Consider the following 26213-nt stretch of genomic DNA (forward strand, 5'->3'; position numbering starts at 1 on the left):
AGGCAGAGACATATGTGGAGCGAGCACCTCGACGTGGTCAACGTCGGTCTCGCCGGGTTCGGGGACGACATCCGCGCCGCCGGAGGGTCCGTGACCACCCTGGACTGGCGTCCTCCCGCGGGAGGCGACCCGGCGGCCGCGCTGGCGCTGGCCAGGCTCGTCCGCCACCCGGAGGTCGAGCGGGCCAACCAGGTCGCCTTCGAGCGGTACCTGTCCGCGCGGCCGGTGCTGACGGACGTCGTACCGGCGAAGGAGGCCATCCCCGAGCTGGCCGCGGAGCGGCTGATCCTGCACTCGGGCCCGCCCATCGCCTGGGAGCGGATGGCCGGCCCGGTCAAGGGCGCGATCGCCGGGGCCGTCGTGTTCGAAGGCTGGGCGCGGACCCCCGAGCAGGCGGCCGAGCTCGCCGCGTCGGGCGCGATCTCCTTCTCCCCGGCGCACCACTACGGCGCGGTCGGCCCGATGGCCGGCGTCATCAGCCCGTCGATGCCCGTCTGGGTGGTGCGCGACGCCACCTCGGGCAACCTCGCCTACAGCAACTTCAACGAGGGCCTCGGCAAGGTGCTGCGCTTCGGCGCGAACGGTCCGGAGGTGCTCGACCGGCTGAGGTGGATGGGCACCGAGCTGGCCACGGCGCTGCGGCCCGCCGTCCGGCGGCTGGACGGCCTCGATCTCAAGCCGCTCATCGGCCAGGCGCTGCACATGGGCGACGAGGTGCACAACCGCAACGCGGCGGCCACCGGCCTGCTGCTCAAGCAGCTGCTGCCCGCGCTCATCGCGACCGGGCCGGACAACGCCGTGCTGCGCAGGGCCGCCGAGTTCATCACCGGCAACGACCACTTCTTCCTGAACGTGTCGATGGCGGCCTGCAAGGCCATGCTCGACGCCGCCGCCGGGGTGCCGCACAGCTCGATGGTCACCGCGATGGCGCGCAACGGCGTCAACTTCGGCATCCGCGTCTCCGGCACCGGCGACCGCTGGTTCCAGGCGCCGGCCAACCCCGTCGACGGTCTCTTCTTCCCCGGTTACGGCCTGGACGACGCCGCCCCCGACCTGGGCGACAGCGCGATCACCGAGACCGCGGGGCTCGGCGGCTTCGCGATGGCCGCCTCGCCGGCGATCGTCAAGTTCGTCGGCGGCACGCCGGCCGACGCCACCGCGCACAGCCGGCGGATGCGGGAGATCACGATCGGCACGAACCCGGTGTTCACCCTGCCCGCGCTCGACTTCGGCGCGAGCGCGGCCGGCATCGACGTGCGCGCCGTCGCCGACACGGGCATCCAGCCGGTCATCAACACCGGCATCGCGCACAAGGAGGCCGGTGTCGGGCAGATCGGCGCGGGCGTCACCACGGCGCCGCTGCCCTGCTTCACCCAGGCGGTCGTCGCCCTCGCCGACGGGCTCGGGCTCGCCGCCGGAGCGGCGGGGGCGGCGGCATGAAGGCCGGGCTCGCCGTCGTCGCCTTCGGCGGGAACGCGCTCGTCCGCGACGCCGCCCACGAGGCGATTCCGTACCAGTACGACACGGTCGTGCGGACCGTGCCGGCCATCGTCGACATGATCGCCAAGGGCTGGGACGTCGTGGTCACCCACGGGAACGGCCCGCAGGTCGGCTTCATCCTGCGCCGCTCCGAGCTGGCCGCCGCCGAGGTCGCGCCGGTGCCGCTGGACTACGCGGTCGCCGACACCCAGGGCGCGATCGGGTACATGTTCACCAAGGCGCTCTCCAACGAGCTCGCCGTACGCGGCCTGAGCCGCCCGGTGGTCAGCCTGGTGACGCAGACCGTGGTCGACCCCGCCGATCCGGCCTTCGACCGGCCCACCAAGCCGATCGGGTCGTTCTTCGACGAGGAGACCGCCCGCCGCTACGCCGACGAACTCGGCTGGACGGTGGCCGAGGACTCCGGACGCGGCTGGCGCCGTACGGTGGCCTCGCCCGAGCCCGTCGAGATCGTCGAGCTCGGCACCATCCGCGACCTCGTCGGCGGCGGAACCGTGGTGGTGGCCGGCGGCGGCGGAGGCGTGGCCGTCGCCCGCGACGCCACGGGCCTGCTCACCGGCGTCGAGGCGGTGATCGACAAGGACCGCGCCGCAGCGCTGCTCGCCGCCGAGCTCGGCGCGGACCTGCTGGCCATCCCGACCGGCGTGGACCGGGTGGCGATCCACTTCGGCACGCCGCGGGAGCAGTGGCTCGACCACCTCACCCCGGACACCGCCGCCGAGTACGCCGCCGAGGGGCACTTCGGAGAGGGCAGCATGCGGCCCAAGGTGGAGGCGATCATCGACTTCCTGCGGGCCAGGCCCACGTCGTACGGCCTGATCACCGCCCCCGACCGGCTCGCCGACGCCCTGTCCGGCACGACCGGCACCTGGATCAGCAAGGGAGAAACAGCATGACCGGCACCACCACCGGCGTGGCGCTCGCCGTCAACGGCACGCTGATGCGCGGCCTCGAACTCAACGGCAACCTCACCGGCGCCGGCGCCACGTTCCTGCGCGAGGACGCCACGGCCCCCTGCTACCGGCTGTGGAGCATCGACGACCGGCACCCCGCGATGATCCGCACCACCGACGGCAGCGGCGTGTCGGTCGAGGTGGAGGTCTGGGAGGTGCCCGCCGAAGGGCTGGCCGGGGTGCTGCTGTCCGAGCCCGCCGGACTGTCCGTCGGCAAGGTCAGCCTCGCCGACGGCACGGAGGTGCTGGGCGTGATCGGCGAGCCGTTCCTGGTGGCGGGCAAGCGGGAGATCACCGAGTTCACGGGCTGGCGGCGGTACGTCGCGACGCTCGGAGAGGGTTGACCATGACGACCGAGACCCCGGCCGAGAGGGCCCAGGCCGCGACCGGCGCGCCCGGCTACCGGATCGCGCTGATCCTGCTGGGCATCATCATCACGCCGGTCGTGCTGTCCTCGCCGACGCTCGGCAGCGGCCTGCCCTTCCCGAGCGTGCTCGTCGTGACCTCCGCCGACTTCGGCAGCTTCGCCAGGGGCCGCAGGCAGGCCCTGACCGGCGGCGTGCTCGCCTTCGGGATCGCCTACCCGCTGCTGTTCGTGGCGGGCGCCGTGCCGGCGGCGCTGACCGGGCGGACCGCGCTCATCGACGCCATGGCGTTGATCGCCTCGGCGCTGCCGGCGGTCGCGCTGCTGGTGTTCGCCTCGATCACCGCGAACGCGGGCAACATCTTCCAGGGCACGCTCGCCGTGTCGTCGCTGATCCCCAAGGCCCGGAAGTGGCAGGTCTCGATCGCGCTCGGCGCGGGCGCGGCCGTGCTCGGCAGCTTCGACGTCTCGGCCTGGCTGCCGAACTTCCTGCTCTTCCTCGGCATCGCGGCGCCGCCGGTGGCGGGCATCATCATCGCCGACTTCCTCCTCTACCGGCGCAACGGCTACGACACCGGCGCGCTGTCGTACGGCGCCGCGGTCAGGCTGCCGACGTTCGTGGCGTGGGCGGGCGGGTCGGTCGTCGGCTACCTCACCGCGTACGGCACGTTCTCCCTCACGCACATCCCGTCGATCGACTCCCTCCTGTGCGGCGGCCTCCTCTACGCCCTGATCACCGCTCTGGCCACGTCCAGCCGCCGGGAACGTGTCGCCTAGGCGCGCCGGAAGGAGGTCTCCATCAGGTGCCAGAACGAACGGAAGCGTGTGGCGCCGAGCAGGCACGAGGTGTCCAACTCCCAGGCCTCCCATTCGCCGCCCGCAGTGACGACGTACGGATTGAGCAGGTAGACGAGGCCCTCGACGTCCTCGGAGACGCGCAACGTGTGCGGCAGGAAGTCGCCGACCTCGAAATACTGCGGTCCTGAGGTGCGTCGTAGTCGAAGGAATAGTCGTCGGGCAACTCCGGAACGGGGGAGCCCGGCGGCGGGCCCCATGTGTGTGCGAGGTGCGGGTCCACGTCGCGGAGCCACCCGGCCTCGGCGATGGGGAGTATGTGCAGGCTGGTGAAGGACTCCACGTCCCAGCCGTTGGTCACCAAGAGGAACTCCCGGTAGCTGGGCGGCAGGCGGAGGCCGAGGCGCTCCTCGTGCAGCAGGATCTCGGCCTCGGACGCGGGGGCCGTGCCCAGCCACTCGGGCGGGTAGGACGAGGAGTCCTCGCCGGGATCGTCGTCCGTGCCGCTCATCGTGTGGAGACGCGCGGCCCAGGGGTAGCGGGGGGCGTTCATGGACGTACCGTATCCAGGGGAAGGGCCCCCGGTGATCATGCCTGGAGCAGATCCGGGACGTCCTCACCGTCTCCGGCCAGGCCGAGCGCCAGGCCCTCCTCCAGCGGCACCACGCGGAACCGGAACACCGGCTCCAGGAGACATCGGCGTCCAAGGCGCTGATCGAGCACCTCATGCGGTGCACCGCGGACGACTTCACCCGATGCCCCGACTACCGGCGGATGGCCGAGAGCACCACCGGGCCGCACGACCTCGACAAGGGCGGCTGCGTGATCTGAGACGCCGCCGTGGCCTCATCTGCCGGCGGCGCCGGATCCGCGCGCGGGCAGGGCGGCGCTGACGGTGAGGCCGCCCCCGGGGACCGCGTTCGCCGACAACCCGCCGCCGAGCTCCGCGAAACCGGCGCGCCTGACGCGCAGGCGGTCGGCCAGCCGTTCCGTCGGCGGGCCCGCGCCGTCGGCGCTCACCGTCAGGCGCAGTCCGCGGGCGTTCACGGTGAGCGCGACGCTCACACACCGAACGGACGCGTCCGCCGCCAAGACGTCCAGCACGTCGAGGATCGTGGCACGGACGAGCCCCTCGACGCGACCCCGCAGGGGCTCGGCGGGAAGCTCTCCTCGCAGGTGCTCATGGTCGCGGCCGCCCACCCGCTCGCCGATCGCGAGTCGGTGTGCAGAGAGGACTTCGGCGACCTCACCTTCGCCGCCCATGGCTCGCCGATCCCGGTGTCGATGGAGGAGGTCTTCCAGCCCTTCCGCACGCCGTCCGGGCGTCCGATCAGCCGCGGGCCCATGGTCTACAACTGGGCGGACATCCTCAAGGTCGTCGGCGCCGGTCAGGGTGTGATCGCCACGGTGGAGGAGGTCACCCGCTTCTACCCGTGGCCCGACCTCGCCTACGTGCCCATCCGGGACGCCCCGCCGGTCTCCTGGGCCTTCGCCTGGCGCACCTCGGCGGAGAACGACCTCATCCGCCACTTCGCCGAGGCGGCCGCCTGTCCCACGCCCGGTTCTCAGAGCGCGGCTGAGGACACCGGTCCGTACCGTGCGGCCGGAGCGCCGGTCAGGTAGGCCCAGTAGCGGTCGCCGTAGGAGCAGTGCCACCACTCGCTGGGGTGGTTGGTCAGACCGACCGTGGTCAGCGCCGCGCCGAGGATGCGACGGTGTTCCCGTGCCTCCGTGGAGATTGCCCGGTGTTGGTCACCCGGTACGAGTAGGTGATCAGCTCACCGGCGGCGCCGAACGACGTCGAGGACGCCGACTTCTCCACGCTGATCGCCGGCTCGTTCATCGGGACGAAGGTGACGGTCGACTCGCCCGGCAGGTTGAGCCCGGTGGACGAGGTGATGTTCGAGGCGTCGTTGGTGTACGTGGCGGCCGTCGTCGACGTCACGTCCACGGTCACGAGGCAGAACGCCTGACCGGCGTTCAGGCGCCCGCCGGTGAGCGAGACCTCCGTGCCCCGTCGGGAGCTGTGAGCGTCCCGGCCGGACACGTCGTGGTGGCCTGATGTCGTCGAACGCGTCCTACTGCGGCGGTCTGCGATGGGCCGGTGGCGCGCCGACGCGCGACCGGGGGAGACGCCGACCCTTTGCGTCCGGCACGAGAATGCGGGGGAACCCTTGGAGAAACAGGGGAAACGCAGGTGAGAGCGCGCCTACAGGCCCGGTGGCGAGGCCGACACCACCTCGACCGCCGCGGCCACGAGATCGTCGACGACCAGGCAGGCGGGAGCGTCGCCCCAGGCTCGCTCCGTGGCCCGCCCGTCGCCGGTGCGAACCAGGATCGGGCGTACGCCGGCGGCCTGTGCGGCCGCGATGTCCGACGACCGGTCGCCGATCAGGCAGCTCTCCGACAGGTCGAGGTTCAGCTCGGCGGCCGCGCGTCGGATCATGGCCGGGCTGGGCTTCGGCGCGTCACCCACGTTGTAGCGGGCGGAGATCGCCTGTTCCCCGGCCACCGGACTGCTGTAGATCGCATCGACGGCGACCCCTTCGCCGGCCAGCAGCTCGGACATCCGATCATGGACCTCGTCCAGGGTTCCCGGTTCCACGTAGCCGAGGCCGACGCAGGACTGGTTCGTCACGACGACCAGGGCGTACCCGTGATCACGCAGCAGCCGGAGCGCGGGTGCCGCGCCCGGCAGCAGGTGCATCGCCCCAGGGCCGTGTCTGTAGGTCGGGAGCGTGTTGACGCAGCCGTCGCGGTCGAGGAACACCGCCTTCCGGGCGGGTGCCTCACCCGCGAGACGAACCTGCTCATGCCGGACGGCGCCGACCCGGCCGCCGTCGAGCTCGATGTCGAAGATCCGGTACGGGTGCGGATGCTCGACCAGCGCCGGCGTGACGCTGAAGGTGGTCGATCCGATCGTGGTCGGCTCGGCCCCCGGATGGTAGTGCCCGGACAGGGACAGGACGACCCGGCCGGAGTCGCTGGTCCGCCGCCGGAGCTCCTCACCTTCGGCGTAGGTGTGCGGGTAGCCCTCGTCCAGCCGTGGCGTGATGACGAAGTGCTGGAGATGGACCTGCGGACGCGTGCCGGGGTCGAGCAACGACGAGTCGAACCGCTCCCGTTCGGTCAGCGTGCGACGCGGCACGTTGCCGGTCGACTCGCGATCCCAGAAGCTGACGACGCGTAGCCCGCCGACGTCCCGGACGAACGGTCCAGACCCCAATTCCTCGGCGTGCACGCGATAGCTGTCGTGATTGCCGGGAACGGCGATCCACTCGATGCCGCACTCGTCGAGCATCCGCCGCACGAGACGATAGTCCGCGCGCACCCGCTGCCAGGCCAGGCCGTCGCGGGCGGCGTCACGCTCGGGGGCGAACAGGTATCCCGGGACGTCCACCAGGTCGCCGGTGATCACGATCAGCTGGGCGCCACGACGGCGGGCGTCGTCGAGCGCGGCCGCCAGCAGCTCGGGAGCCGCACGACTGCGCCGCACCGGCACCGTGGAATGTCCAGGGATGCGGCTTCGGAGATGTATGTCGGTTATGTGGGCGATGCGCATCGGGGATGCTTCTCCTGTCGTGCCAGCGCGTGACTCGAACAGCCTGCGTCCGTCGCGTGACCGTGGTCGGCACTGGCTGAGGCTGTGAGGAATGGTCTGTCCGGTGAGAGCGGCCGCTCTGCTACCGGAAGGCACCGGATCGAGCCGGTGAGATCACCCGGCCGGCGGGGCCGTCGACTGCCGGACCTTGAGCTCGACGGGAAGCTCCCGATGAGGTCTGTCGATCTCGTCGCCGTTCAGGGCGCCGATCAGCATCGTCGCCGCCTGCCGTCCGATCTCGAACCGGTCGAGCGCGATCGTGGTCAGTGCCGGGCCGAGCAGGCGCGAGGTCGGGAGGTCGTCGTGACCGACGACGCTGAGGTCGTGGGGGATCCGGAGCCCGGTCTCGATCGCGGCCTCGTAGACGTAGTGCGCCAGCAGGTCGCTGTCGGTCATGACGGCGGTCGGACGATCGTCTCCGGACAGCGCGCGGACCACCCGCTCGACCGTCTCGTCGGCGTTGCCGCCGGAGATGACGCGGGACGCGAGCCCCTGGGCCTTCATCATCCGGCGGAACAGGGACACCCGTTCCGACGCCGACGACAGCCCGGGGTTGGTGAGCAGGGCGATCCGGCTGTGCCCGAGTTCGAGAAGATGGTCGACGGCCGACCGCACCGCCTGGGAGGCGTTGCCGCGGATGCTCATCGCACCCGACGACCTCGCGCTGCGCGCCGAGTTGACCAGCACCAACGGGCGATCGGACTCGTCCTGCCAGGTCGCCAGCACGGCCTTGCCGTCGATCGGCGCGATCGCCAGCCCGTCGAGCTGCCGGTTGGTCATGGCCCTGATCATGTTGGTCTCGCGCGCCTGGTCGAGGTCGGAGGTGCCGACCAGCACCTGATAGCCCCGCTCCTCGGCGGCGCCGCTGAAGCCGTCGATCAGGCGCAGGTAGCCGGGGTTGCTCAGGTTCCGGCTGATCAGGCCGAGCATGTTGGAACGCTCGACCCGGAGTGCGCGCGCGGCGAAGTTCGGGCGGTAGCCCTGCTCCGCGGCGATCGCCCGCACGCGCGCCCGAAGCTCGTCGCTCACACCGGGGCGGCCGTTGAGGGCCATGCTGACCGCGGTCGGACTGATGCCGATGATCGCCGCCAGCCCCTTGAGGGTCGGACCGCTGGACATTCTCGGCATCAGACGCCCCGGCTCGCCATCGGCTCGCCGTCCGCGGCGTAGGAGTATCCGGCGTTGGGCCCTACCACGGCGTCTATTGTGCCACTTCGCTCGATGATCGGCAGCGTCGGCGAGGTGAGCGAATTGCCGCTGACGACGGTCGCCGCGATCTCCCCGCCGACCGCGGCGTCCAGGTGGACAGCGGGCCCGCCGGTGCAGCTCACCACGTTGCCGGTGATCGCGACGCCGGTCACCCGACGGTTGCCGCCGGTCCTGATCCGGATCCCGGCGGCGGTGCCGGTGAAGGTGTTCGCGGTGATCGAGACGGCGCTGGTGTTCGTCAGGTTGACCGCCCAGCAGGACAGGTCGGTGGCGGTGTTGTTGGCGATCACGACCGAACCGTGCTGGAGACTCGGATGTCCCGTGTGACAGCCGACGAACGTCGGATAGCCGGAGCAGAAGTTGTCGATCACCCGGACGTGGCTGCTGTGGGTGTCGTCCTCGGCGCCCCAGGCCGTCAGCCCCGGTGCGGCCAGGTCGAGGCTGACCGCCTCCGTCTGGTACGCGTGCGGTTCGCGAGCGATCCCGGTGACGAAGCGGCATCCGGAGATGGTCACGTTGCAGGTCGAGTTCGTCTCGATGGCGTGCCACTCGGGCATGTTCCGGATCTCCAGATCGCGAACCTGGACGTCCCTCGCGTGGTTGAACACCATGCCGAAGGACGGCCGGGGATTCTCGAAGCCGTTCACGTCCCAGACGCCGCCCTCGACCACGATGTTCCCGGGCCCGTCGTGCGCGCCGACGGTCCGGTCGCCGCCGTACGGCCCGTTGACCAACATCGTCTCGATCGGCCCGGTCCGCACGATGCGCGTCGCGGGTGTGAGCGTCAGACGGGTGCCGGCGTGCACCCGCAACGGCGCCTCGCGGAGCCGCCACTCCCCGGGCCCGACGATCACCCGCCCGCCGGCGGACCCGGCCACTTCGTCCAGCGCCTGCTGCAATTCGCGCTCGTCCCGCGCCCCGCTCTGACCAACGACCTCGACCACGGCTCGACCTGTCACGTACGCCTCCGCCTTGCCGAAACTGTTATTTACGGCTCGTCCCGCCGGTGTTACCGTGCCAACTGTAACGTTGAAGTTGAGCGTGGTCGAGACAGAGGATTGATGCCGTGACGTCCATTCAGGGGAGGGGCATGACGGACCGTGAGGCCGTCGCCGCCCGTCCCGGCGCGACGACCCTGATCCCTCCGGACCCGCGGTCGTCACCGCCCGCCGGACGGATGCGACGTCTCGCGCACGCACTGCGACAGCACAAGGTGATCTATCTTCTGCTGTTACCGGGAATGCTCTACTTCCTGGTGTTCCACTACCTTCCGCTGGGCGGCGTGTCGATCGCCTTCATGGACTACTCGCCGTTCCTGGGGCTGAGCGGCTCGACGTGGTCCGGGCTGGACAACTTCGCCAAGCTGTTCGACGATCCGGAGTTCGTCGGCACGGTACGCAACACTCTGATCATCTCGTTCCTGCAGATCGCGTTCGCGTTCCCCGCTCCGATCCTGCTGGCGCTGCTGCTCAACTCGCTGCTCAGCGAGCGGACGAAGCGCGTGGTGCAGGCCGTCGTGTACCTGCCGCACTTCCTGTCCTGGGTGATCGTGATCGCCGTCTGGCAGCAGGTGCTGGGCGGTGCGGGCGCCTTGGCCGACCTGTTCCAGCGGCTCGGCCTCGACGGCGTCAACGTGATGGCGAACGCCGAGACGTTCAAGATCCTGCTGACCTCCCAGGTGATCTGGAAGGACGTCGGATGGGGGACGATCATCTTCTTCGCCGCCATCGCCTCGATCCCTCCCCAGCTGTACGAGTCGGCCGCGGTGGACGGGGCCGGATCGCTGCGACGCACCTGGCACATCACCCTTCCGGGAATCCTGCCGGTGATGGTCCTGCTGCTCATCCTCAGGCTGGGCAACGTCCTGTCCGTCGGTTTCGAGCAGATCCTCCTGCAACAACCGTCCGTCGGGGCCGAGGCGGCGCAGGTGCTGGACACGTTCGTCTACTTCCGCGGCGTGCTCGGTGGCGACTGGGGCATCGGCGCCGCCGCCGGCCTGCTCAAGGGCGCCATCGGCACCCTGATGATCGTCGCCGCGAACCGCATCGCGCACCGCGCCGGCAGCGAAGGACTGTTCTGATGACGTCATCCCACCAGCCGGTCTGGGTCGAACGACCGAACCGGGTCGTGACGACGATCAAGGGGATCCTGATCGGCGCGATCCTGCTGGTCATGATCTACCCCTTGGCGTACGTGATCCTGAACTCGTTCGCCGGCCCGGAGGCCACGACGACCGCCGGGCTGATCCCGAGCGAGTGGAGCCTCTCGTCGTACAGCACGATCTTCAAGGGCGGGATCGTGCAGCGGTCGTTGATCGTCTCGATCCTGATCACGCTCGTCGGCACGGCGCTGTCGCTGGTCGTCACCTCGACCCTGGCCTACGCGCTCACCAAGACCCGGCAGGTCCCGGGGATCCGGCCGGCCCTTTACCTGGTCCTGCTGACGATGATCTTCAGCGCCGGCATCATCCCGAACTACCTGGTGGTGAAGGCGTTCGGGCTGCTCGACTCCTACTGGTCGCTGATCGTCCCCGTGCTGGCGTCCGCCTTCAACGTGGTGGTGATGCGGAACTTCTTCATGCAGTTGCCGCGGGAGCTGTTCGAGGCCGCGCGGATCGACGGCGCCGGGGAGCTGAGCATCTTCATCAAGATCGTGCTGCCGCTGTCCAAGGCGGTGCTGGCGGTGATCGGGCTGTTCTACGCGGTGTCGTACTGGAACTCGTTCTTCAACGCGCTGCTCTACCTCAACGACTCGTCGAAGTGGCCGATCCAGCTGGTACTGAACTCGTACGTCCTCCAGGGGGCGTCGATGAGCTCGATGAACGGCGCCGAGATGTACAACCTGCCCTCCAGCCAGTCCGTGCAGATGGCGGTTCTGGTGATGGCCACGGTCCCGATCCTGATCGTCTACCCGTTCCTGCAGAAGTACTTCACCAAGGGCGTGCTGACCGGCGCCATCAAGGGCTGACCGCCCGCGCCGCCGCCACCCGTCACCACTTCGCGCCTCAGACCAACTTGGGAGTTTCCGCATGTCCTCACAGTCGAATTCGCCGCGTGCCGGCGGCGTCCCCATGAGCCGGCGGGCCGCGCTCGGCCTGGGGTTCGGCGCCGTCGCCGGGGTGGCCCTGACCGGCTGCGCGTCCGGTGGCGCGGGTCCGTCCGGCACGAGGAAGGCCGCGGTGCCGCCGCCGACGTACGTCGCGCCGCCGGTCTATCCGGGGGCCATCGTCCCGGAGGTGCCCGGTGTCCCGACGGCCTATGCCTCGATGCCGAAGAAGCTGACCAGGACCGTCGCCGCGGTGCCGGGCCGCGGCGGCGCCGTCCGGCATTTCCACCTGACCTGGGGGCCGCCGGCGACCCCGCTCGCCGAGAACCGGTGGTGGCAGGGGCTCAACGAACGTCTCGGCGTGGACTTCAAGGTGACGGAGGTGTCGGCGGGCAGTTACGACGCGAAGTTCGCCACCATGCTGGCCGGCGGCGACCTTCCCGAGGTCGTCCAGCTGACCTTCACCGCGGGCTGCATGAAGGCCGTCAAGCAGGGCGCGTTCGCCGATCTGAGCGAGACCCTGTCCGGCGACAAGGTGCTGGAGTACGCCAACCTGGCCAACGTCCGCACCGAGCAGTGGCAGGCGTGCACCATCAACGGCGGGTTGTGGGGCGTCCCGATCGACGTGCCCGTCGAGCTGCTGGAATTCCGGTACCGGAAGGACTGGGCGGAGAAGGTCGGCTTCTCCAAGCCGCCGGCCGACGCCGCCGAGACGGCCGAGCTCCTGGTCGCGATGACGAAGGGGAACCCGGAGAGCGGCAAGAAGACCTGGGGGCTGACGGCCTTCCCAGGGATGGCCCTCGACCTAGCCTACGGCATGTTCGGCGTACCCAACAACTGGCGATACGAAGGCGGCGCGCTCACCCACGCCATCGAGACCCCGCAGTTCGAGGCGGCCATCGCCTGGCTGACCGCGCTGTGGAAGAAGGGCGGGATGCATCCCGACGCGCTGGCTCTGGGCAGCCAGACCGACCGCTACCGGGCCTTCGTCGTCCAGGGCCAGGTCGGCATGGCGGTGGACTCGGCGGCGAACTTCCACCGCCCGAACTCCCAGTACGGCGCGGTGGTCGCCAAGCTGGACGGCGCCTTCGCCGCGTTCGTCCCGCCGGGTCATGACGGGTCGAGCAAGGCCGTCTTCCGGAAGACCGCAGGGGTCTACGGCATCAACGCGATCTCGGCCGAGGTCGCCAAGGACAAGGAGCGCCTGGCCGAGATCCTCCGGCTGCTCAACTGGCGGCGCGGGCCCGTGGGCAGCGAGGAGTGGTACTACCAGGGCTGGGGGGCCGAGGGCGAGTACTTCACCCGCGGGGACGACGGGGATCCGGTCGCGGTCGAGGGCACCAACCTCGACGCGGACAAGGGTGCCATCGCCTACGGACTGACACCGCAGAGCTGGATCTTCCCGACCGCCAAGGAATGTGTGGAGACCAACTCCCAGATGGTCCGCCAGTCCGTCGCCAGCGCGGTCGAAGGGCTCCAGTCGGACACCCAGGACGCCCGCGGCGCCCAGCTCGACCAGCTCTTCGCCACCTACATCAACCAGATCGTGGTCGGCTCCCGGCCGCTGAGCGACATCAAGACCTACCGCCAGGCCTGGCGCAGCCAGGGAGGCGACCAGATCCGCCGCGAGTTCCAGGAGCAGTTGAAGCGGCGTTGACAGCCACGTTCCCGACCCCGGAAAGGGAGACGACATGACAGTGAGTCGACGGGCCGCGCTCGCGGCCGGTGTACTGGGCGGCGCCGCGGTGATGGCGACGGGCGGCGCCTCGGCGGCCCAGGCCGCACCGAGCGGGCCCGGCCCGAATCCGCCGGTCGCGGGGGAGTCCGACAGCGTGCGCAGGTTACGGCAGCAGCTCAACCTCGCCGCCGTCGGAGACCGGAGCCTGGAACGTGACGCCGGCGGGCGTTGTGTGGTGGTCGCCCCGGCGGGCGTCCACGTGCTCAAGCGACCCCTGATGATCGGCGGCAACACCACGCTGCGGGCGGCGGGCGCCACCTTCACCTCCGACATCGCGGTCCAGCCGCAGACGTACCACAAGGACAAGAACCAGCACTCCCCGGAGCCGACCTACCCGGATTCGTTCGTCAGTGTCGGAGCGGTGAACTCCCGCGAGGCGACGTTGTTGCTCAACGCCGTCCCCGATGACTGCACCGGCTACCGGGCAGCCGGCAACATCCGGCTGGAGGGCGGCACATGGGACCCGACGGCGCACTTCGTGCGGAACGCGACCGGTGACGATCGTGCCCGGGCGACGGCCGCGCCGCCGATGAACGCGATCACCTTCGAGCACACGCACGACGTCGAGCTGTCCGGCGTCACCGTACGCAACGTCAAGTGGTGGCACGGAGTCGAGCTGAACGCCGTCCACACGGTGACCGTCAGCGAGTGCCGGTTCGAAGGCTGGGTCGAGGCGCCGACGGCCGGGCTGTGGCACGGTGAGGCGGTGCAACTCGACCTGCCGACCGACGGGACCACCTGGGGCGGGGTCGCCGACAACACCCCGACCACCAACGTCCGGATCATCGACAACTACTGCGGCGCGTCGCAGGAGTATCCGGGCTGGGGCAAACTCACCGGCTCCCACACCGGCGCTCCCGGAGCGGTGCACAGCGACGTGTGGATCGAACGCAACCTGATCGAGAACGCGAAGTGGGACGCGATCGGACCGATGAACACCTCCCGGGTCGTCATCCGGGAGAACACGATCAGGTCGAGCTGGGGCGGCGTCTACGTGAAGTCGATCAGCCCGAATCCGAACGGAACGATCGACATCATGGGCAACGACATCACGCTGACCGAGGGGTCGACCCGGCCCGCCGTCGGCGTGAACGCCACCAACGCCGCCCTGCCGGTCGGCGATGTGGCGGTCTACGCGAACACGGTCCGGGGCGGCGGGTTCAGCTACAGCGCCAACGTCACCTTCAGGCGGGAGCCCCAACGGTGACGTCACATCCGGGTCGCCCGTCGTGCCCTTCGAGGGCCGCAGCGACGGTTTGACGATCCCGCCCCAGGGGCCGGGCGGTGCGCGGCGTCCGCGTCCCGCCCGGCTTCCGTCGCCGTTTCTACAGGGTGACGACGGTTCCGGTGAGACGGGCTTCCTGTGCCGCCCATGCGATCTCGTGACTGTGCAGGCTCTCGCGGGGGTCCGGAGAGGATCGGGGACGGGGCGTTCCCGCTGAGGGCGTCCAGGAACGCGGTGACCAGGCCCTGGTCGCCGCCGCTGTGACCCTCCGCGGGCGGGTTGTCGATGACCTCGACGTTCCCGGTCACGAAGTCGGTCACGGTCAGTTGGGCGCCGTCCGCGAGCCGCGGCTGCTCGGCGAGCAGCCTTCCCGGCGTCCCGGATCGGGCTCGGCCACGGCGGTGAGCCTGGCGCGGACGTCCGCCGTCGCGTGCCTCGTGTATCTCGTCCCCCGGTCGCCCGCACCGACCAAAGCCAGCCCAACCTGTCGCATGTCCCCAACTCCAATTATGAGAAGACGCGACGTAAAGCTAGGGTTACCGCATCCCGACCGTCAAGGGGCCTTATGACAACTCTCGGTGTTACCAACGACACCGCCCTGCTGCGTCGTCTCAACACGCGCGCCACCCTGCCCGTCCTGCGCCAGGGCGGGCCGCAGACGCTGACCCAGCTCGCCCGCGCCGCCGGCCTGTCGCGGCAGACGGCTGAGGTGGCGCTGTCCGACCTGACCGAACGAAGGCCGGCGGAGGAGTGCTCGCCGACCGAGGGCTGGGAGGACTCGTCCGTCGTGCTCGCCGAGGCGGGACGGGTCGTGGGCGGCGGGTTCTCGCGCGCGGGGGAGTCGTCGCTGCTCATGCGGGTACGGGCCCACCTGGCCGAGACGTGCCTGAACCCTCCCGAGGTCACGCTGTCCACGTTCGGCGAGGAGAGCATCGCGCTCGGCGCGGTAGGCATGGCACTCGACCACGTCGAGCGGGAACGGCTCGGGCTGTGACCGGAGAAGGCGGCCTCCCGTGTCCTTAGAGGTTGTGCTCGCGGCCGTCTTCGCCCTGGTCACAGGCGTCAACGACGGCGGCGCCCTGCTGGCCCCCGGCCACAAGCTGCCCACGGTACGGCCCCGTACCGGCATCGCCGTGCTCGTCGCGATGAACGCGCTGGTCCCCCTGCTGACCCAGGAGGTGGCGCAGACCTTCACGCGACGCCTGGCCACGCCACAGGGCCCGCACGCCCGGCAGGCGGTGGCGGTGGCGGTGATCGCGGCGCTGGTCGTCGTCCTCACCCTCAGCCATTTCGGCAAGCCCACCAGCCTCACCCTGGCCATCGTCGGAGGGCTCACCGGGGCCGGGATCGGCTGGGGGATGCCCGTGGCGGCCGGGCCGGTGGCGCTCGTGCTGGCGGTGGGGCTGGCCGCGCCGTTCGCCGGGGCGCTGGCGGCGCCGGTGGTGGCGCGGCTGCTGGGCGCCGTGACCGCGAGCCGGGGGCTGGCACGCTGGCACTGGGCCGGGTTCGCCGTGCAGAGCCTCGCCTACGCCGCCAACGACGGCCAGAAGATGACGGCCGTGTTCGTCCTCGCGCTGGGCGTCCCGGACGCGCCGCTCCCCGTCACGCTGACGACCGCGGCCCTGTTCGGCGTCGGAGCGCTGTACGGCCTGCCCAAGGCGGGCCGCACGCTGAGCATCGAGATCGTCCCGGTCCGCCCCCTGTACGGCGTGGCCGCGCAGGCCGGCTCCGGCCTCACCGTGATCGGCTGCGCCGCGGCCGGTCTGCCGGTGAGCATGACCCAGGCGGTGGCGGGCGGGTTGATCGGGTCGGCGATGGCGGAGGGCGGCGGCAGGGTGCGCTGGCACGCGGCCGTCAGGATCGTGCTGGCCTGGCTGCTGACGTTGCCGACGAGCGCCCTGCTGGCGGGGCTGGGGGCACTCGGGTGGGGGATGGTCGTGTGAGCCGGCTGAGCCGGGTGCGTGACCTGCTGGCCGGGCGCATGGACACCGCGCTGACGGAGGCCCTGGCCGGACAGCTGCGGGCGACCAGGGAGGGCGCCCGGCTCGCGCTGGCCATGGTGGCGGGCGAGATCGACAACACGGGCGCGCACGAACGCATGCGGACGATCGAGCACCTCGGCGACACCCAGCGGGCCCGGCTGGTGGTGGCGCTGGAGTCCGTCCTGATCACCCCGATCGACCGGGAGGACCTGTTCCGGCTCTCGCGCGCCATCGACGACGTGCTCGACGCGCTGCGCGACTTCGTCAGGGGAGCCCACCTCTACCGGCTCCCCGGGCAGGCCGGCTTCACCCCGCTGCTCGACCAGGTGATCGCGGGCATCGAGGCGCTGGACGAAGCGGTCCGCGCGCTGGCCTCGAAACCGTCGGCGGCCGTCGGGGACGCCCTGGCGGCCAAGAAGGCGGGCGGCGCGGTGCGCAGGATGTACCAGTACGAGATCGCCCGGATCTTCACCGGCGAGCTGACCGCGGACAAGATGAAGGAAGGAGAGCTCGCCCGCCGCCTTGAGATCGCGGGCACCGCCATCGCGGCCGCCGCCGACGCCGCGGCCGAGGGCGCGATGAAGCGCTGATGCGACCGTGAAGGTGCCGGAACCCGGTTCGGGTGCCGCCTTGTGCGGCGACGGCGAATGCGGTGGACTCAGTTGATCACGAGAAACCGCGGGGATGTGCCGGTGTCTCGGCCAGATCCGAGAAGGGGCAGGCAAGAATGAGGTTATCGCGGAGCGGTCAGAAGATGTCTGACATGTCGGGCCTGCGGAGCATCATGGAGGACGTCGCGACCTCCACCGCCTCGGGCGCGTCCGACTGGCTGAACCTGAGCATCGGCAACCCCGCCCAGATCAAAGAGGTCCTCGACGCCTGGAAGGACCTGACCGCGACGGTCGTGGCAGAGGACTACGCCTCGACGACCAGCCGGTACGGCCCCTCGCGCGGCATGCCCGCCATGGTCGACGAGATCGTCGCCCACTTCAACGCCCGCTACGGCTGGGGCATCACGGCGGACAACGTCGTGGTGGGACCGGGCAGCCAGATGCTCTTCTTCATCGCCACCGCCCTGTTCGCCGGCCAGGCCGCGGACGGCTCGCTCCAGCGTGTGGTCCTGCCCATGACCCCGGACTACGCGGGCTACCTCGGACTGTCCATGGACCCCGACGGCGTGACCGGCATCGCCCCCGAGGTCGAGCTGACCGGCGACAGGTCCTTCCGCTACGCCTTCGACTTCGACGCGGTGGAGCGGTGCCCCGAGGTCGGCATGCTCCTCCTGTCCAGCCCGAGCAACCCGACCGGCCGCAGCATCGACGGCGACGAGCTGGCCCGGCTGGTCGACGTGGCGCGGCGCCGTGACGTGCCGCTCATCGTCGACCACGCCTACGGCGCCCCCTTCCCCCGCGTCGCCGCCTCCCGGGTGGCGCCCCAGTGGGACGAACACCTGATCAACTGCTTCACCCTGTCCAAGGCGGGCCTGCCGGCCGAACGCATCGGGTTCGCGATCGGGCCGTCCCGGTACATCCGTGCGATGGTGTCGTTCATGGCCAACTCCGTCCTGCACGCTCCGCAGCTCGTGCAGCTGGTGGCGGCCAGGGCGATGTCCTCGGGGCTGCTGGACCGGCTCGCCACCTCGGCGATCAGCCCGTTCTACCGGGCCCGTCGCCTCTACGCCGAGCGCCTGCTGGCCGATCTCCTGCCGGACTCCGTCGCCTGGCGGCTGCACGAGGGAGAGGGCGGGATGTTCTGCTGGTTGTGGATCGATCACGACTGGTTCGACGACATGGCCCTGTACCAGCTCATGAAGACCAAGAAGGTCTTCGTCGTGCCCGGCCGCCACTTCTTCGGGAAGCCGATGCCGGCGTCGCACGCGACGCGGTGTTTCCGGATCAGTCTCACCCCGGAGGAACCCGTGATCGCCGAGGGCGTGGCGAGGATCGCGGAAGGACTGCTGGAACTTCGCCGGTCCTCCTGAGGCTCACGCCGTCCCGCCCTCGGCGGCGCCGGACGGGTCACGCGATCTTCTGGGTGGTCCCGTCGGCCGCGGACCGTTCGACGGCGGCGAGGAGGCGGTGGTGGCGCAGGGCCGTCTCGAAACTGGGCTGCGGCTGCCGGCCTTCGGCGATGGCCCGGGCGACCTCCTGGTAGAGGGCCGCGATGTTGGCCGGCGGGCCGGACCGGACGCCGGCCGGGACGGTGCGATAGCTGTCGGGCATGGTCAGGACGTCGTCGCCGATCCTGACGTCCCAGTCGCCCCAGTGGATGAACGTCCCGCGCTGGACCGGGGTGGCGGTCAGCGTCCCGTCGCTGCCGACGAGCTTGAGCAGGAACGCGTCCTGGATGGGACCGTGGCCGCCGTGCACGGCGACGGAGGCGGTGGCGCCGCTCGCCAGCAGTCCGTGCAGCAGCACGTGGCTGGGGGTGGCGTTGGGCACGGTCCGTTCCGTCCCGGTGACCAGGACGCGGTCGTGCGTGCGGGGCAGCCGGGCCGAGACCTCGGCCATCGGGCCCGCGACCCGTTCGAGGGTGGCCAGGAAGTGGCCGGCCATGATGGTCAGGATGTCGGTCCCCTCCGCGGGGTCGAGGCCGAAGACCAGTTCAGGCCGGATGCGGCTGCCGCCCCAGGGCGCGCCCTCCGCGACCAGCGCGACCGATTCGAGCGTGCCGATCCGGCCGTCGGCCAGGAGGTCGGCGGCGAAGCGGGCGCTCGGCGCGTGGTGCCCCTGGAGGACGACCGCGTGGACGACGCCCGCGGCGGTGGCCGCCTCGGTCAGCTCGCCCGCCTCGTCGGCGTCGACACCCAGCGGCCATTCGGACACGACGTGCTTGCCGGCGTCGAGCGCGGCCCTGATCACGGCGGCGTGCCCGGAGGCCTTCACCGAGACGACGACGAGGTCGACCTCGGGGTGCCTGGCGAGTTCGCCCGCGTCGGCGAAGGCGTGCCGCACGCCATGGGCGGCGGCGGCCCGGTCCGCGCCGGCCTGCTTGGTGGTCGCGACCGCGGTCACCTCGAACGCCTCAAGCGCGGCGAGCGCGGGCAGGTGCGAGCCGTCCGCCCAGCCACCGGCCCCGACAACTCCGACTCGGATCATGCGTCGCTCCTTAGTTGTGTACCTAGCGGTATGAAACTAGGGCAGTGCGGAGCCGTCGCGCAAGAGATAACGTACCGATAGGTATAAAACTTGGCAGAGAGCACGGAGGACCGCATGCCCGGGGGACGCCCACGCTCGTTCGACGCGGACGCCGCACTCGACCGCGCGCTGGAGGTGTTCTGGCGGCAGGGCTACGAGGGCACCTCGCTGACCGACCTGACCACCGCGATGGGCATCAACAAGCCCAGCCTCTATGCCGCCTTCGGCAACAAGGAGGAACTGTTCGGCAAGGTCCTCGCCCGCTACCTCGACGGCCCCGGTGCCTACACCGCCGCCGCGCTGGACGCACCCACCGGCCGCGAGGTCGTGGAGCGGCTGATCCACGGAGCCGTGGCCCTGACCGCGGGCGAGGACACGCCCGAGGGCTGCCTCTGCGTCAAGAGCGTGCACGCCGGCGGCCCCGACTCGCACGCCGTGCGCCAGGACGCCGTCGCCGTGCGCAAAGCCGGTGAGGCGGCGCTGCGCAGGCGGCTGGAGCAGGCCGACGACCTGCCCCCCCACTACGAGCCGGCCGCCCTGGCGGCACTCGTCCACACGATCTCCGACGGCATCGCCGTCCAGGCGGCGGCCGGTCGCGGTCGCGACGAGCTGCGGCAGGTCGCCGACCTGGCGTTGCGCGCCCTGCTGGACTGAGGCCGCACTCCTGCCGCCTGATCGGCCCGCAGCGGGCGCTGACCGCGAGACGTGTCGAGAAATATGGAACTTCGCCCGCGTTCATGGCAATTACTCGTGTCATGTTCGAGGACATCCGAGAGGCGACAGATGCGACACGAGAGCCAGGCGGCTCCCTCCTCCTGGCCCCAAACCGCCGAGGGCCCGTCGCCCTGGCGCGAATCCGAGCGGTTCGCCGTCCTGTTCACCCGTCACGCCCCTGAGCTGAAGCGCTACGTCATGCGGCGGCTGGGCCCCGAGCCGGCCGACGACATCGTGGCCGAGACCTTCGCCGTGGCCCTGCAACACCTGACGTCCTACGACGGCGGCAAGGGCAGCGAACGCGCCTGGCTCTACGGGATCGCCACCAACCTCGTCAGCCGGCACCGGCGCCGTGAGATCGGCCTGTACAAGGCGCTGAGCCGCACCGGCGTCGACGCCGTGATCGAGCCGTTCACGGACGAGGTGGACCGGCGGGTGAGCGCGGGCGGGGCGAGCAGGCGGCTGGCGAAGGCGCTGGCCGGGCTCTCCCGGGCGCACCGGGACACGTTGCTGCTGGTGATCTGGGGCGAGCTGACGTACGACGAGGCCGCGGCGGCGCTCGACGTGCCCGTGGGGACCGTCCGGTCGCGGGTGAACAGGGCGAGGGCCAAACTGCGCCGGGTGCTGTCCGACATCGATCCGGAAGAGGGGTAGACCGTGGTGAACGAGATCGAGATGCTGCGCCGGATGCGCGACGAGGTTCCCGAGCGGCCCGACGTGTCGCAGGTCCGGCTCAGGATGGCCGCGCACCTGGAACGCGCCCCCGCACGACCGAAGCGACCGGCGTACCGGCTGAAGTTCGGGCTCGCGCTGGCCGCGGCGGGGGCGCTGGCGGCCGCGACCGCGGCGGTCCTCGTCCCGGCCGGCGGGGACGAGCCGCGGCCGCGGCGGCCGGCCGTGCCGAGCGCGGCGATGGTGCTGGAACGGGCCGCGCTCATGGCGACCCGGAGCGCACCCGCCGAGATCAGGCCCGACCAGTGGTTCTATCTCAAGGAGTCGCAGCACATGGGGGCCGACCTGCCGACGTTCGAGACCTGGGACCGCATGGACGGGACCAGGTCGGCGCTGCGCCAGGAGGGCGGGGAGCTGAAGATCGGCCCGGCCGAGAAGGGATCGACGACCGTGCGGCGCACCCAGCGGGAGGTGGCGGCCATGCCCGCGGATCCCGACGCGCTGCTGCGGTACGTCCGCGACGACGTCTCGGCGCGGATGCCGTTGTCGATCTGCCAGCCGTCCTGCCCGCCGGAGATCGCGCAGGACGTCAAGGCGTTCGGGACGATCGGGTGGTACATGAAGTTCGGGCCCGTGATCCCGCCGGACACGGCCGCGGCCATGTTCCGGGCGCTGGCGAAGATCCCGCACGTGTCCGTCGAGGAGAACGCCACGGACATGGACGGCCGTCCCGGCGTCGGCGTGGTCTTCGACGCGGGTCAGTTCGGCAAGCTCTCCTACGTGCTCAGTCCGGGCGACTACCGCTATCTGGGGGTGAAGGCCGTGAGCGACGGCCAGAGCGTGGGCATGTCGGTGCTCGGCTCGGGGATCGTGGACCGGCCGGGTGACACGCCCTGATGAGCGCCGGCGGCGGGCTTCACAACATCCCCAGCACGCGGCCGAGGACGCGCTCCCATCGGGTCCGCAGCCAGCGCCGGTAGAAGACCTCTTCGAGCAGGCTGTTGACGACGAACACCACGACGATGGTGACCAGGAGCGTGACGGGGTCGACGCTCGCCGCGTAGTCGCTGGGCGGCTCGGCCGGCGGGCCCGCGTAGGTGAGCGCCGGCCAGAGGGCCACCGGCGCGACGGGGCCGTAGTGGCGCCAGGCCGCGGGCCTCTCGTGGAGGAGGCCCCGAGCCGCGGCATCGCGCCGCGACAACAGCAGCACGGGTACGGCGAGCAGAAGACCGGCCTTCAGCAGCGTGTGACCCGGTGACGACCGCCGCGTCGAGGTGGACGTATGGCTGGCGTGCCTGATGCGCTCGCGTATGGACGAGTCGCCGGCGGAGCAACGCCGCGAGGGCTGGTCGGGCGAACGCCACCTCTGCCGTCTGGCGGTCGCCTCCCGTCACGGCCTGCCGCATCCCGAACGTATGGGGCAGGAGTTCGCCGACGCCGGCCCGGAAGGGCAGGCCATGCGACTTCACGTGTTCATGGACGGCCTGACGCTCCAGACGGCGGCCTGTCCGCACCACTTCCCCCCCCAGGCCGTGCGCCGGATGGTCCACGACGAGCTGTGCCGTCTCGCCGAGGCGCCGTCGCGGTGACCGCGGGACGGCCGCGGATCGCTGGGCCGATCTCGCTACTCTGTGGTACTTTATACTGGTACTCGGTGCCACCGGGTACCGGGAAGAAGAGGATCCGCGATGGACGGCCTGACGGAGATGCTGAAGGGCACGCTTGAGGGCTGCGTGCTGGAGATCATCGGCAGCGAGGAGACCTATGGGTACGCGATCACGCGCCGCCTGAACGAACTCGGCTTCACCGACGTCGTCGAGGGGACCGTTTACACCATCCTGCTGCGCCTGGAGAAGAACAGGCTCGTGCAGGTGACGAAACGACCGTCCGGGGTGGGCCCGCCGCGCAAGTTCTACGCGCTCAACGAGGCGGGGCGCGAAGAACTCGCGACGTTCTGGGCGAAGTGGGAGTACATCACATCACGGATCGACAGCCTCAAGGAGGTTGGAAGATGAACTTCTGGGAGACCATCACGGGCAGCGATCTCACCAGGGAATGGAAGGCGTTCGAAGCCCGGGCCGGGGCGTTGCCGTCCGACCACCGGGCGGCGTGGGAGCAGATCAAGCAGCACCTCTACCCCCACGCGGACTTCACCGGCCGGAACCTGATGCCGATCCTCGACAGCGCTCTGGGGCTGCTCGAAGAGGCGGCGGCCGACGGGCGCGGCGCTCACGAGGTGCTGGGTGACGACATCGCGGGCTTCTGTGCGGCGCTGGCCGGCGGAGAAGGGGCCCGGAGCTATCGCGACCGCTGGCGTGAGCAGTTGAACAGGAACGTCGCAAGGAAACTGGGCCGGCTGGGAGGCTGACGTGGGCATCCAGGACATCATCGAAGGCAAGAAGCAGTGGCGGGCGCACCTGGCGCGGGTCAAGGCGCTCCCGCCGGACTACGAGATCGTCTACAAGGAGATTCAGAAGTACTTCTTCAAGGTCGGACCGGTCGACCTGCATGACGGGCCCCTGCTTCCGGGGATCGTCGACTTCTTCGAGGAGGGCGTCGCGGCCGGGAAGGGAGTGCTGGAACTCATCGGCACCGACGTCGCCGCCTTCTGCGACGACCTGATCAAGGACTCGCGCACCTACGCGGACGTCTATCAGGAGTCCATCACCGGGAAACTCGGCAAGGCCCAGCAGTAGGGAAAAGGGCGGGAGGTGCGACCTCGTCCGGCCTGTCATGATTCAACGGACAGTGACCGTCAAGGCTGCCTATATTCAGGGAACAGCATCCCCCTGTTGGAGGCCTAGGTGTCCGATGTGCTCGCCAAGGATCTCAGCCGCCGAGTCGTGACGAGAATCGCCCCTTCCGAACTGCCGCTGTTCGACCAGACCTGGGCCGCGCTCGGCGGCAGGAACAGGCCGAGGTCTCGCCGGGATCCGCTCGGGTTCGGGTTGCCAGGGGTGGACGAGCTGCTGGTGACGGCCATCGTCTCCGGCGTCGTGACCACCGTGCTCGCGGACGTGGGCAAGGACGTCGGCTCGTGGACGGGCCGGCTGATCGGCCGGTTGCGCCGTCGTCCGCGGGAGCTGCCCGAGGGCCCGCCGCCGTTGCCGCCGGCCCGGCTGGCGGAGATCCGGACGGTCGCCTACCGCAAGGCCCGCCGGATGGGCATGTCGCAGGCGCAGGCCGACGCGCTGGCCGACGCGGTGGTGAGCGAGCTCGCCCGCAATCCGTCATGAGAGGCCGTCTCCCGTCGGCCACCACGTCCGCGTTCGTCCTGCTGATCAGCCTGACCTTCGCCACGACCGCGATCTACCGGCCAGGGGTGTTCGACCTGCTGTCGGTGCAGGGGGCGGAGGTCGCGGCGAAGGTCAGGGAGGCGTGTCAGCTGGCGGCGCTGAAGGGCCTGGACGACCCCGCGTGCGAGGTGGTGAGGCGTGGGGCCCGTCAGGATCTCCGGCTCGGCGTGCTGCTGTGTTTCGCGACGCTCGTCCTGCTCACCGGGCTTCAGTACTGGTTCGGCCCGGCCTGGCGGATCCGCCGCAGGCGGCTGCGTCCGGTCGTCGGCGAGGTCCACGACGAGCTGCGGCGGATGGCCGGGGAGGTGCTCGGCGGCCGGCGGGTCGTCTTCCTGCTCGACGTGCTCAACCCCGGGGTGGCCGGGCTGGCGTTCGGTCGCATCGGACGCAGGTATGTCGTGATCAGCCGGGGCACCTGGATGTTGTTCGAGCGCGACCGGCCGCTGTTCCGGGCGGTGGTCCTGCACGAGCTGGCGCACGTGCGCAACCGGGATCTGACGATCACGGCGGTGACGCTGGCGATGTGGCGGTCGTACGCCGCGGTGATCCTTGTGCCTGGCCTGCTGGCCGCCGTGAACGGGATGTTGTCGGGGCGGGCGCCGTTCCTGCGGTCCGAGCAGATGCCGTTCGGCTCGAACGTGATGTTGTCGTGGTTGTTCGCCGTCCAGATCACCGGTCTGGCGGTGCTGTCGTGGCTGACCCGTTCGGTGGTGCTGCAGTCGCGTGAGCTGCTGGCCGACGCCCGCGTGTTGTCCTGGCAGGAGGACGCCACGCCGCTGCGCCGCCTGTTCGAGCAGGCGCCGGCCGCGCGCCGCCGGCCGGTGTCGCTGCGGGTGCGCACCCACCCGCATCTCGCCGTACGCCGGGCCGCGCTGGACGGGCAGGCGCCGCTGGTCCGCCAGGGCTTCGTCTTCCCGCTGGCCCTGGGCGGCTGTTTCTCCCTGACCATGGATCCCGCCACGTCGCTGACCGCGCAGGGACGCACCAACACGTTGCCGTGGCCGGCGGAGGCGTTCGCCCTGCTGCTGGCCGTCGCCCTGGGGCTGCGGGCGTTGCGGGCCGTGGGGGCGCCCGGCGACGCCGTGCACGTGCCGCTGGGCCTGGCCGCGGGGCTGGCGGGCGGCTGGGTGCTGGCGCCGAGCAGGCTGACGGACCACGCGCTGGCTCCGTTCCCCGTGTCGGTGCAGCTCGGCGGGCTGGTGGTGCTCGCGGTGGCGGGCCTGCTGCTGGGGTTGTGGGTGCGGTGGGTGGCGAGGGTGTGGGCGCCGCGGGTGCGCGGCCTGTGGTCGGCGCTGGCGCCGTTGTCGCTGATCGCGGCGGTCGTGACGCTGAGCGCTCGGATGTTCTACGACGTCCAGACGCAGATCATTGTTGCCCACGTCCAGAAATATCCCGCCGTATCGGAACCGCTGGCCCAGGTTCTGATCACGGCGCAGATCATGCTGGACTCCCGGCTGTCGGGGGGCGTCCTGCTGCTGGTCGCCATCGTCCTGCTCATGCTGGCCCCGATGGCGGTGCGGCTGGCCGCCCTCGGCGAACGCCGGCCGCCGGCGCCGCGCCGCAAGGGCCGCCTCGCCCTGGCCCTGGCCTGCGGAGCAGCCGCGGCGGTGATCACGGCGGTCGTGTCGAGCACGGTGAACGGCTACATCTTCCAGCGCTCCGGCGCCACCGTGTCGGGCCTCATCGCCGCCGGCGCCGCTTCCGGCGCCGCCCTGGCGGCCGCCGTGGCCGGTTGGTCCAGGACGTCGCCGGTCGCGAAGGGCATGGTGACCGGACTGGCCGCCGCGGTGCTCTACGCCCTCGTGCTGGAGCTGGTGGTACTCCCTCTCCGGGCGGCGCTGCCCTGGATGCTGCACATGATCATCCTGGAACGCGTGCTGGAGGCGGCGCTGATCGCCGGTCTGACCACGGCCCTGCTGTCCCGGCTGCTGCCCGTCCAGGCGGCTCCGGTCGCCGAACCCGTACGAGGCTGAGGTCGGGGC

The 26213-nt window shown here is 70.9% G+C and carries 30 protein-coding genes and 2 pseudogenes; 23 read left to right on the forward strand and 9 right to left on the reverse strand.

The genetic code is table 11. The features are described 5' to 3' along the window. Positions 1 to 12: 12 nt before the first annotated feature. The 4 genes from ABZ815_RS42895 to ABZ815_RS42910 are packed head-to-tail and all read left to right on the forward strand — an operon-like array spanning position 13 to position 3594. On the forward strand, positions 13 to 1440 hold the full coding sequence (locus tag ABZ815_RS42895; protein WP_357707272.1) for a DUF1116 domain-containing protein: 1428 nt from the start codon (positions 13 to 15) through the stop codon (positions 1438 to 1440). Next, positions 1437 to 2396, forward strand: coding sequence for a carbamate kinase (gene arcC, locus ABZ815_RS42900; RefSeq protein ID WP_357707273.1), 960 nt, complete (start codon positions 1437 to 1439; stop codon positions 2394 to 2396). The genes ABZ815_RS42895 and arcC overlap by 4 nt, the downstream gene beginning before the upstream one ends. After that, positions 2393 to 2797, forward strand: a complete 405-nt coding sequence (locus tag ABZ815_RS42905) for a gamma-glutamylcyclotransferase (RefSeq protein ID WP_357707275.1) — start codon at positions 2393 to 2395, stop codon at positions 2795 to 2797. Before arcC ends, ABZ815_RS42905 begins: the two co-directional genes overlap by 4 nt. Before the next feature lie 2 nt (positions 2798 to 2799). Then, positions 2800 to 3594 (forward strand): cytosine permease, encoded by a 795-nt coding sequence (locus ABZ815_RS42910; protein WP_357707276.1) that lies wholly within the window; start codon positions 2800 to 2802, stop codon positions 3592 to 3594. Here the strand turns inward: ABZ815_RS42910 and ABZ815_RS42915 are convergent. The 3 genes and pseudogenes from ABZ815_RS42915 to ABZ815_RS42925 form a co-directional block, all read right to left on the reverse strand. Continuing rightward, on the reverse strand, positions 3591 to 3758 hold the full coding sequence (locus ABZ815_RS42915; RefSeq protein ID WP_357707350.1) for a hypothetical protein: 168 nt from the start codon (positions 3756 to 3758) through the stop codon (positions 3591 to 3593). The genes ABZ815_RS42910 and ABZ815_RS42915 overlap by 4 nt on opposite strands. A gap of 167 nt (positions 3759 to 3925) precedes the next feature. Beyond that, positions 3926 to 4204: pseudogene (locus ABZ815_RS42920) on the reverse strand (SMI1/KNR4 family protein); the annotation flags it as partial. Positions 4205 to 4458: 254 nt separating this feature from the next. Continuing rightward, positions 4459 to 4716 (reverse strand): hypothetical protein, encoded by a 258-nt coding sequence (locus tag ABZ815_RS42925; protein WP_357707278.1) that lies wholly within the window; start codon positions 4714 to 4716, stop codon positions 4459 to 4461. 78 nt (positions 4717 to 4794) lie between these two features. Between ABZ815_RS42925 and ABZ815_RS42930 the strand changes: the two genes are divergently transcribed. After that, positions 4795 to 5235, forward strand: a complete 441-nt coding sequence (locus ABZ815_RS42930) for a LysR substrate-binding domain-containing protein (protein ID WP_357707348.1) — start codon at positions 4795 to 4797, stop codon at positions 5233 to 5235. Here the strand turns inward: ABZ815_RS42930 and ABZ815_RS42935 are convergent. Then, entirely contained in the window at positions 5178 to 5351 is a 174-nt protein-coding gene (locus ABZ815_RS42935; protein ID WP_357707349.1) for a M15 family metallopeptidase, read from the reverse strand. The genes ABZ815_RS42930 and ABZ815_RS42935 overlap by 58 nt on opposite strands. Positions 5352 to 5381: 30 nt before the next feature. Here ABZ815_RS42935 and ABZ815_RS42940 point away from each other — a divergent pair, with 30 nt between their 5' ends. Further along, positions 5382 to 5585: a hypothetical protein gene (locus ABZ815_RS42940; RefSeq protein WP_357707280.1), complete on the forward strand. Its 204-nt coding sequence runs from the start codon at positions 5382 to 5384 to the stop codon at positions 5583 to 5585. A 236-nt stretch (positions 5586 to 5821) separates the two neighbouring features. Here the strand turns inward: ABZ815_RS42940 and ABZ815_RS42945 are convergent, their stop codons facing one another. The 3 genes from ABZ815_RS42945 to ABZ815_RS42955 form a co-directional block, all read right to left on the reverse strand. Further along, on the reverse strand, positions 5822 to 7174 hold the full coding sequence (locus ABZ815_RS42945) for an HAD-IIIA family hydrolase (protein ID WP_357707281.1): 1353 nt from the start codon (positions 7172 to 7174) through the stop codon (positions 5822 to 5824). A 153-nt stretch (positions 7175 to 7327) separates the two neighbouring features. Further along, positions 7328 to 8332: a LacI family DNA-binding transcriptional regulator gene (locus ABZ815_RS42950; protein ID WP_357707282.1), complete on the reverse strand. Its 1005-nt coding sequence runs from the start codon at positions 8330 to 8332 to the stop codon at positions 7328 to 7330. An 8-nt stretch (positions 8333 to 8340) separates the two neighbouring features. Beyond that, complete coding sequence (locus tag ABZ815_RS42955; RefSeq protein ID WP_357707283.1) at positions 8341 to 9381, reverse strand: hypothetical protein; 1041 nt, start codon at positions 9379 to 9381, stop codon at positions 8341 to 8343. Between the two features lie 131 nt (positions 9382 to 9512). Between ABZ815_RS42955 and ABZ815_RS42960 the strand changes: the two genes are divergently transcribed. The 8 genes from ABZ815_RS42960 to ABZ815_RS42995 all read left to right on the forward strand — a co-directional run bounded on the left by ABZ815_RS42960 (position 9513) and on the right by ABZ815_RS42995 (position 18393). After that, the gene (locus ABZ815_RS42960) at positions 9513 to 10502 is read left to right on the forward strand and encodes an ABC transporter permease subunit (RefSeq protein WP_357707284.1); all 990 of its coding nucleotides are present in this window, start codon (positions 9513 to 9515) and stop codon (positions 10500 to 10502) included. After that, a complete protein-coding gene (locus ABZ815_RS42965; RefSeq protein ID WP_357707285.1) occupies positions 10502 to 11389 on the forward strand; it encodes a carbohydrate ABC transporter permease in 888 nt (295 codons plus the stop codon). Before ABZ815_RS42960 ends, ABZ815_RS42965 begins: the two co-directional genes overlap by 1 nt. 61 nt (positions 11390 to 11450) lie before the next feature. After that, positions 11451 to 13124, forward strand: coding sequence for an extracellular solute-binding protein (locus tag ABZ815_RS42970; RefSeq protein WP_357707286.1), 1674 nt, complete (start codon positions 11451 to 11453; stop codon positions 13122 to 13124). Between the two features lie 34 nt (positions 13125 to 13158). Then, entirely contained in the window at positions 13159 to 14412 is a 1254-nt protein-coding gene (locus tag ABZ815_RS42975) for a hypothetical protein (RefSeq protein WP_357707287.1), read from the forward strand. Between the two features lie 583 nt (positions 14413 to 14995). Continuing rightward, on the forward strand, positions 14996 to 15424 hold the full coding sequence (locus ABZ815_RS42980; protein ID WP_357707288.1) for a hypothetical protein: 429 nt from the start codon (positions 14996 to 14998) through the stop codon (positions 15422 to 15424). Positions 15425 to 15443: 19 nt separating this feature from the next. After that, a complete protein-coding gene (locus ABZ815_RS42985; protein ID WP_357707289.1) occupies positions 15444 to 16373 on the forward strand; it encodes an inorganic phosphate transporter in 930 nt (309 codons plus the stop codon). After that, entirely contained in the window at positions 16370 to 17002 is a 633-nt protein-coding gene (locus ABZ815_RS42990; protein ID WP_357707290.1) for a DUF47 family protein, read from the forward strand. Before ABZ815_RS42985 ends, ABZ815_RS42990 begins: the two co-directional genes overlap by 4 nt. 137 nt (positions 17003 to 17139) lie before the next feature. Further along, entirely contained in the window at positions 17140 to 18393 is a 1254-nt protein-coding gene (locus tag ABZ815_RS42995) for a valine--pyruvate transaminase (RefSeq protein WP_357707291.1), read from the forward strand. Between the two features lie 37 nt (positions 18394 to 18430). On the opposite strand, the gene ABZ815_RS43000 is transcribed toward ABZ815_RS42995, so the two are convergent. Further along, positions 18431 to 19510: a Gfo/Idh/MocA family oxidoreductase gene (locus tag ABZ815_RS43000; protein ID WP_357707292.1), complete on the reverse strand. Its 1080-nt coding sequence runs from the start codon at positions 19508 to 19510 to the stop codon at positions 18431 to 18433. Positions 19511 to 19600: 90 nt separating this feature from the next. Between ABZ815_RS43000 and ABZ815_RS43005 the strand changes: the two genes are divergently transcribed. The 3 genes from ABZ815_RS43005 to ABZ815_RS43015 all read left to right on the forward strand — a co-directional run bounded on the left by ABZ815_RS43005 (position 19601) and on the right by ABZ815_RS43015 (position 21832). Then, on the forward strand, positions 19601 to 20203 hold the full coding sequence (locus ABZ815_RS43005; RefSeq protein WP_357707293.1) for a TetR/AcrR family transcriptional regulator: 603 nt from the start codon (positions 19601 to 19603) through the stop codon (positions 20201 to 20203). Between the two features lie 129 nt (positions 20204 to 20332). Continuing rightward, the gene (locus tag ABZ815_RS43010; RefSeq protein ID WP_357707294.1) at positions 20333 to 20917 is read left to right on the forward strand and encodes an RNA polymerase sigma factor; all 585 of its coding nucleotides are present in this window, start codon (positions 20333 to 20335) and stop codon (positions 20915 to 20917) included. 3 nt (positions 20918 to 20920) lie between these two features. Then, the gene (locus tag ABZ815_RS43015; protein ID WP_357707295.1) at positions 20921 to 21832 is read left to right on the forward strand and encodes a CU044_5270 family protein; all 912 of its coding nucleotides are present in this window, start codon (positions 20921 to 20923) and stop codon (positions 21830 to 21832) included. 19 nt (positions 21833 to 21851) lie between these two features. Here ABZ815_RS43015 and ABZ815_RS43020 read toward each other — a convergent pair whose 3' ends face one another. Beyond that, the gene (locus tag ABZ815_RS43020; RefSeq protein ID WP_357707296.1) at positions 21852 to 22145 is read right to left on the reverse strand and encodes a hypothetical protein; all 294 of its coding nucleotides are present in this window, start codon (positions 22143 to 22145) and stop codon (positions 21852 to 21854) included. Between the two features lie 58 nt (positions 22146 to 22203). Here ABZ815_RS43020 and ABZ815_RS43025 point away from each other — a divergent pair. The 6 genes and pseudogenes from ABZ815_RS43025 to ABZ815_RS43050 form a co-directional block, all read left to right on the forward strand. After that, a pseudogene (locus ABZ815_RS43025) lies at positions 22204 to 22524 on the forward strand (TetR family transcriptional regulator C-terminal domain-containing protein); the annotation flags it as partial. A gap of 99 nt (positions 22525 to 22623) precedes the next feature. Further along, on the forward strand, positions 22624 to 22950 hold the full coding sequence (locus ABZ815_RS43030) for a PadR family transcriptional regulator (RefSeq protein ID WP_357707298.1): 327 nt from the start codon (positions 22624 to 22626) through the stop codon (positions 22948 to 22950). Then, positions 22947 to 23303: a DUF1048 domain-containing protein gene (locus tag ABZ815_RS43035; RefSeq protein ID WP_357707299.1), complete on the forward strand. Its 357-nt coding sequence runs from the start codon at positions 22947 to 22949 to the stop codon at positions 23301 to 23303. Before ABZ815_RS43030 ends, ABZ815_RS43035 begins: the two co-directional genes overlap by 4 nt. A gap of 1 nt (position 23304) precedes the next feature. Then, positions 23305 to 23631, forward strand: a complete 327-nt coding sequence (locus ABZ815_RS43040) for a DUF1048 domain-containing protein (RefSeq protein WP_357707300.1) — start codon at positions 23305 to 23307, stop codon at positions 23629 to 23631. Between the two features lie 108 nt (positions 23632 to 23739). Next, complete coding sequence (locus tag ABZ815_RS43045; RefSeq protein WP_357707302.1) at positions 23740 to 24171, forward strand: hypothetical protein; 432 nt, start codon at positions 23740 to 23742, stop codon at positions 24169 to 24171. Beyond that, entirely contained in the window at positions 24168 to 26204 is a 2037-nt protein-coding gene (locus ABZ815_RS43050; protein ID WP_357707303.1) for a M48 family metalloprotease, read from the forward strand. Before ABZ815_RS43045 ends, ABZ815_RS43050 begins: the two co-directional genes overlap by 4 nt. The last annotated feature ends 9 nt before the right edge of the window (positions 26205 to 26213 follow it).

Origin of the sequence: Nonomuraea sp. NPDC047529 (assembly GCF_040642995.1) — a bacterium.
In the GTDB taxonomy this organism is placed as follows: Bacteria; Actinomycetota; Actinomycetes; order Streptosporangiales; family Streptosporangiaceae; genus Nonomuraea.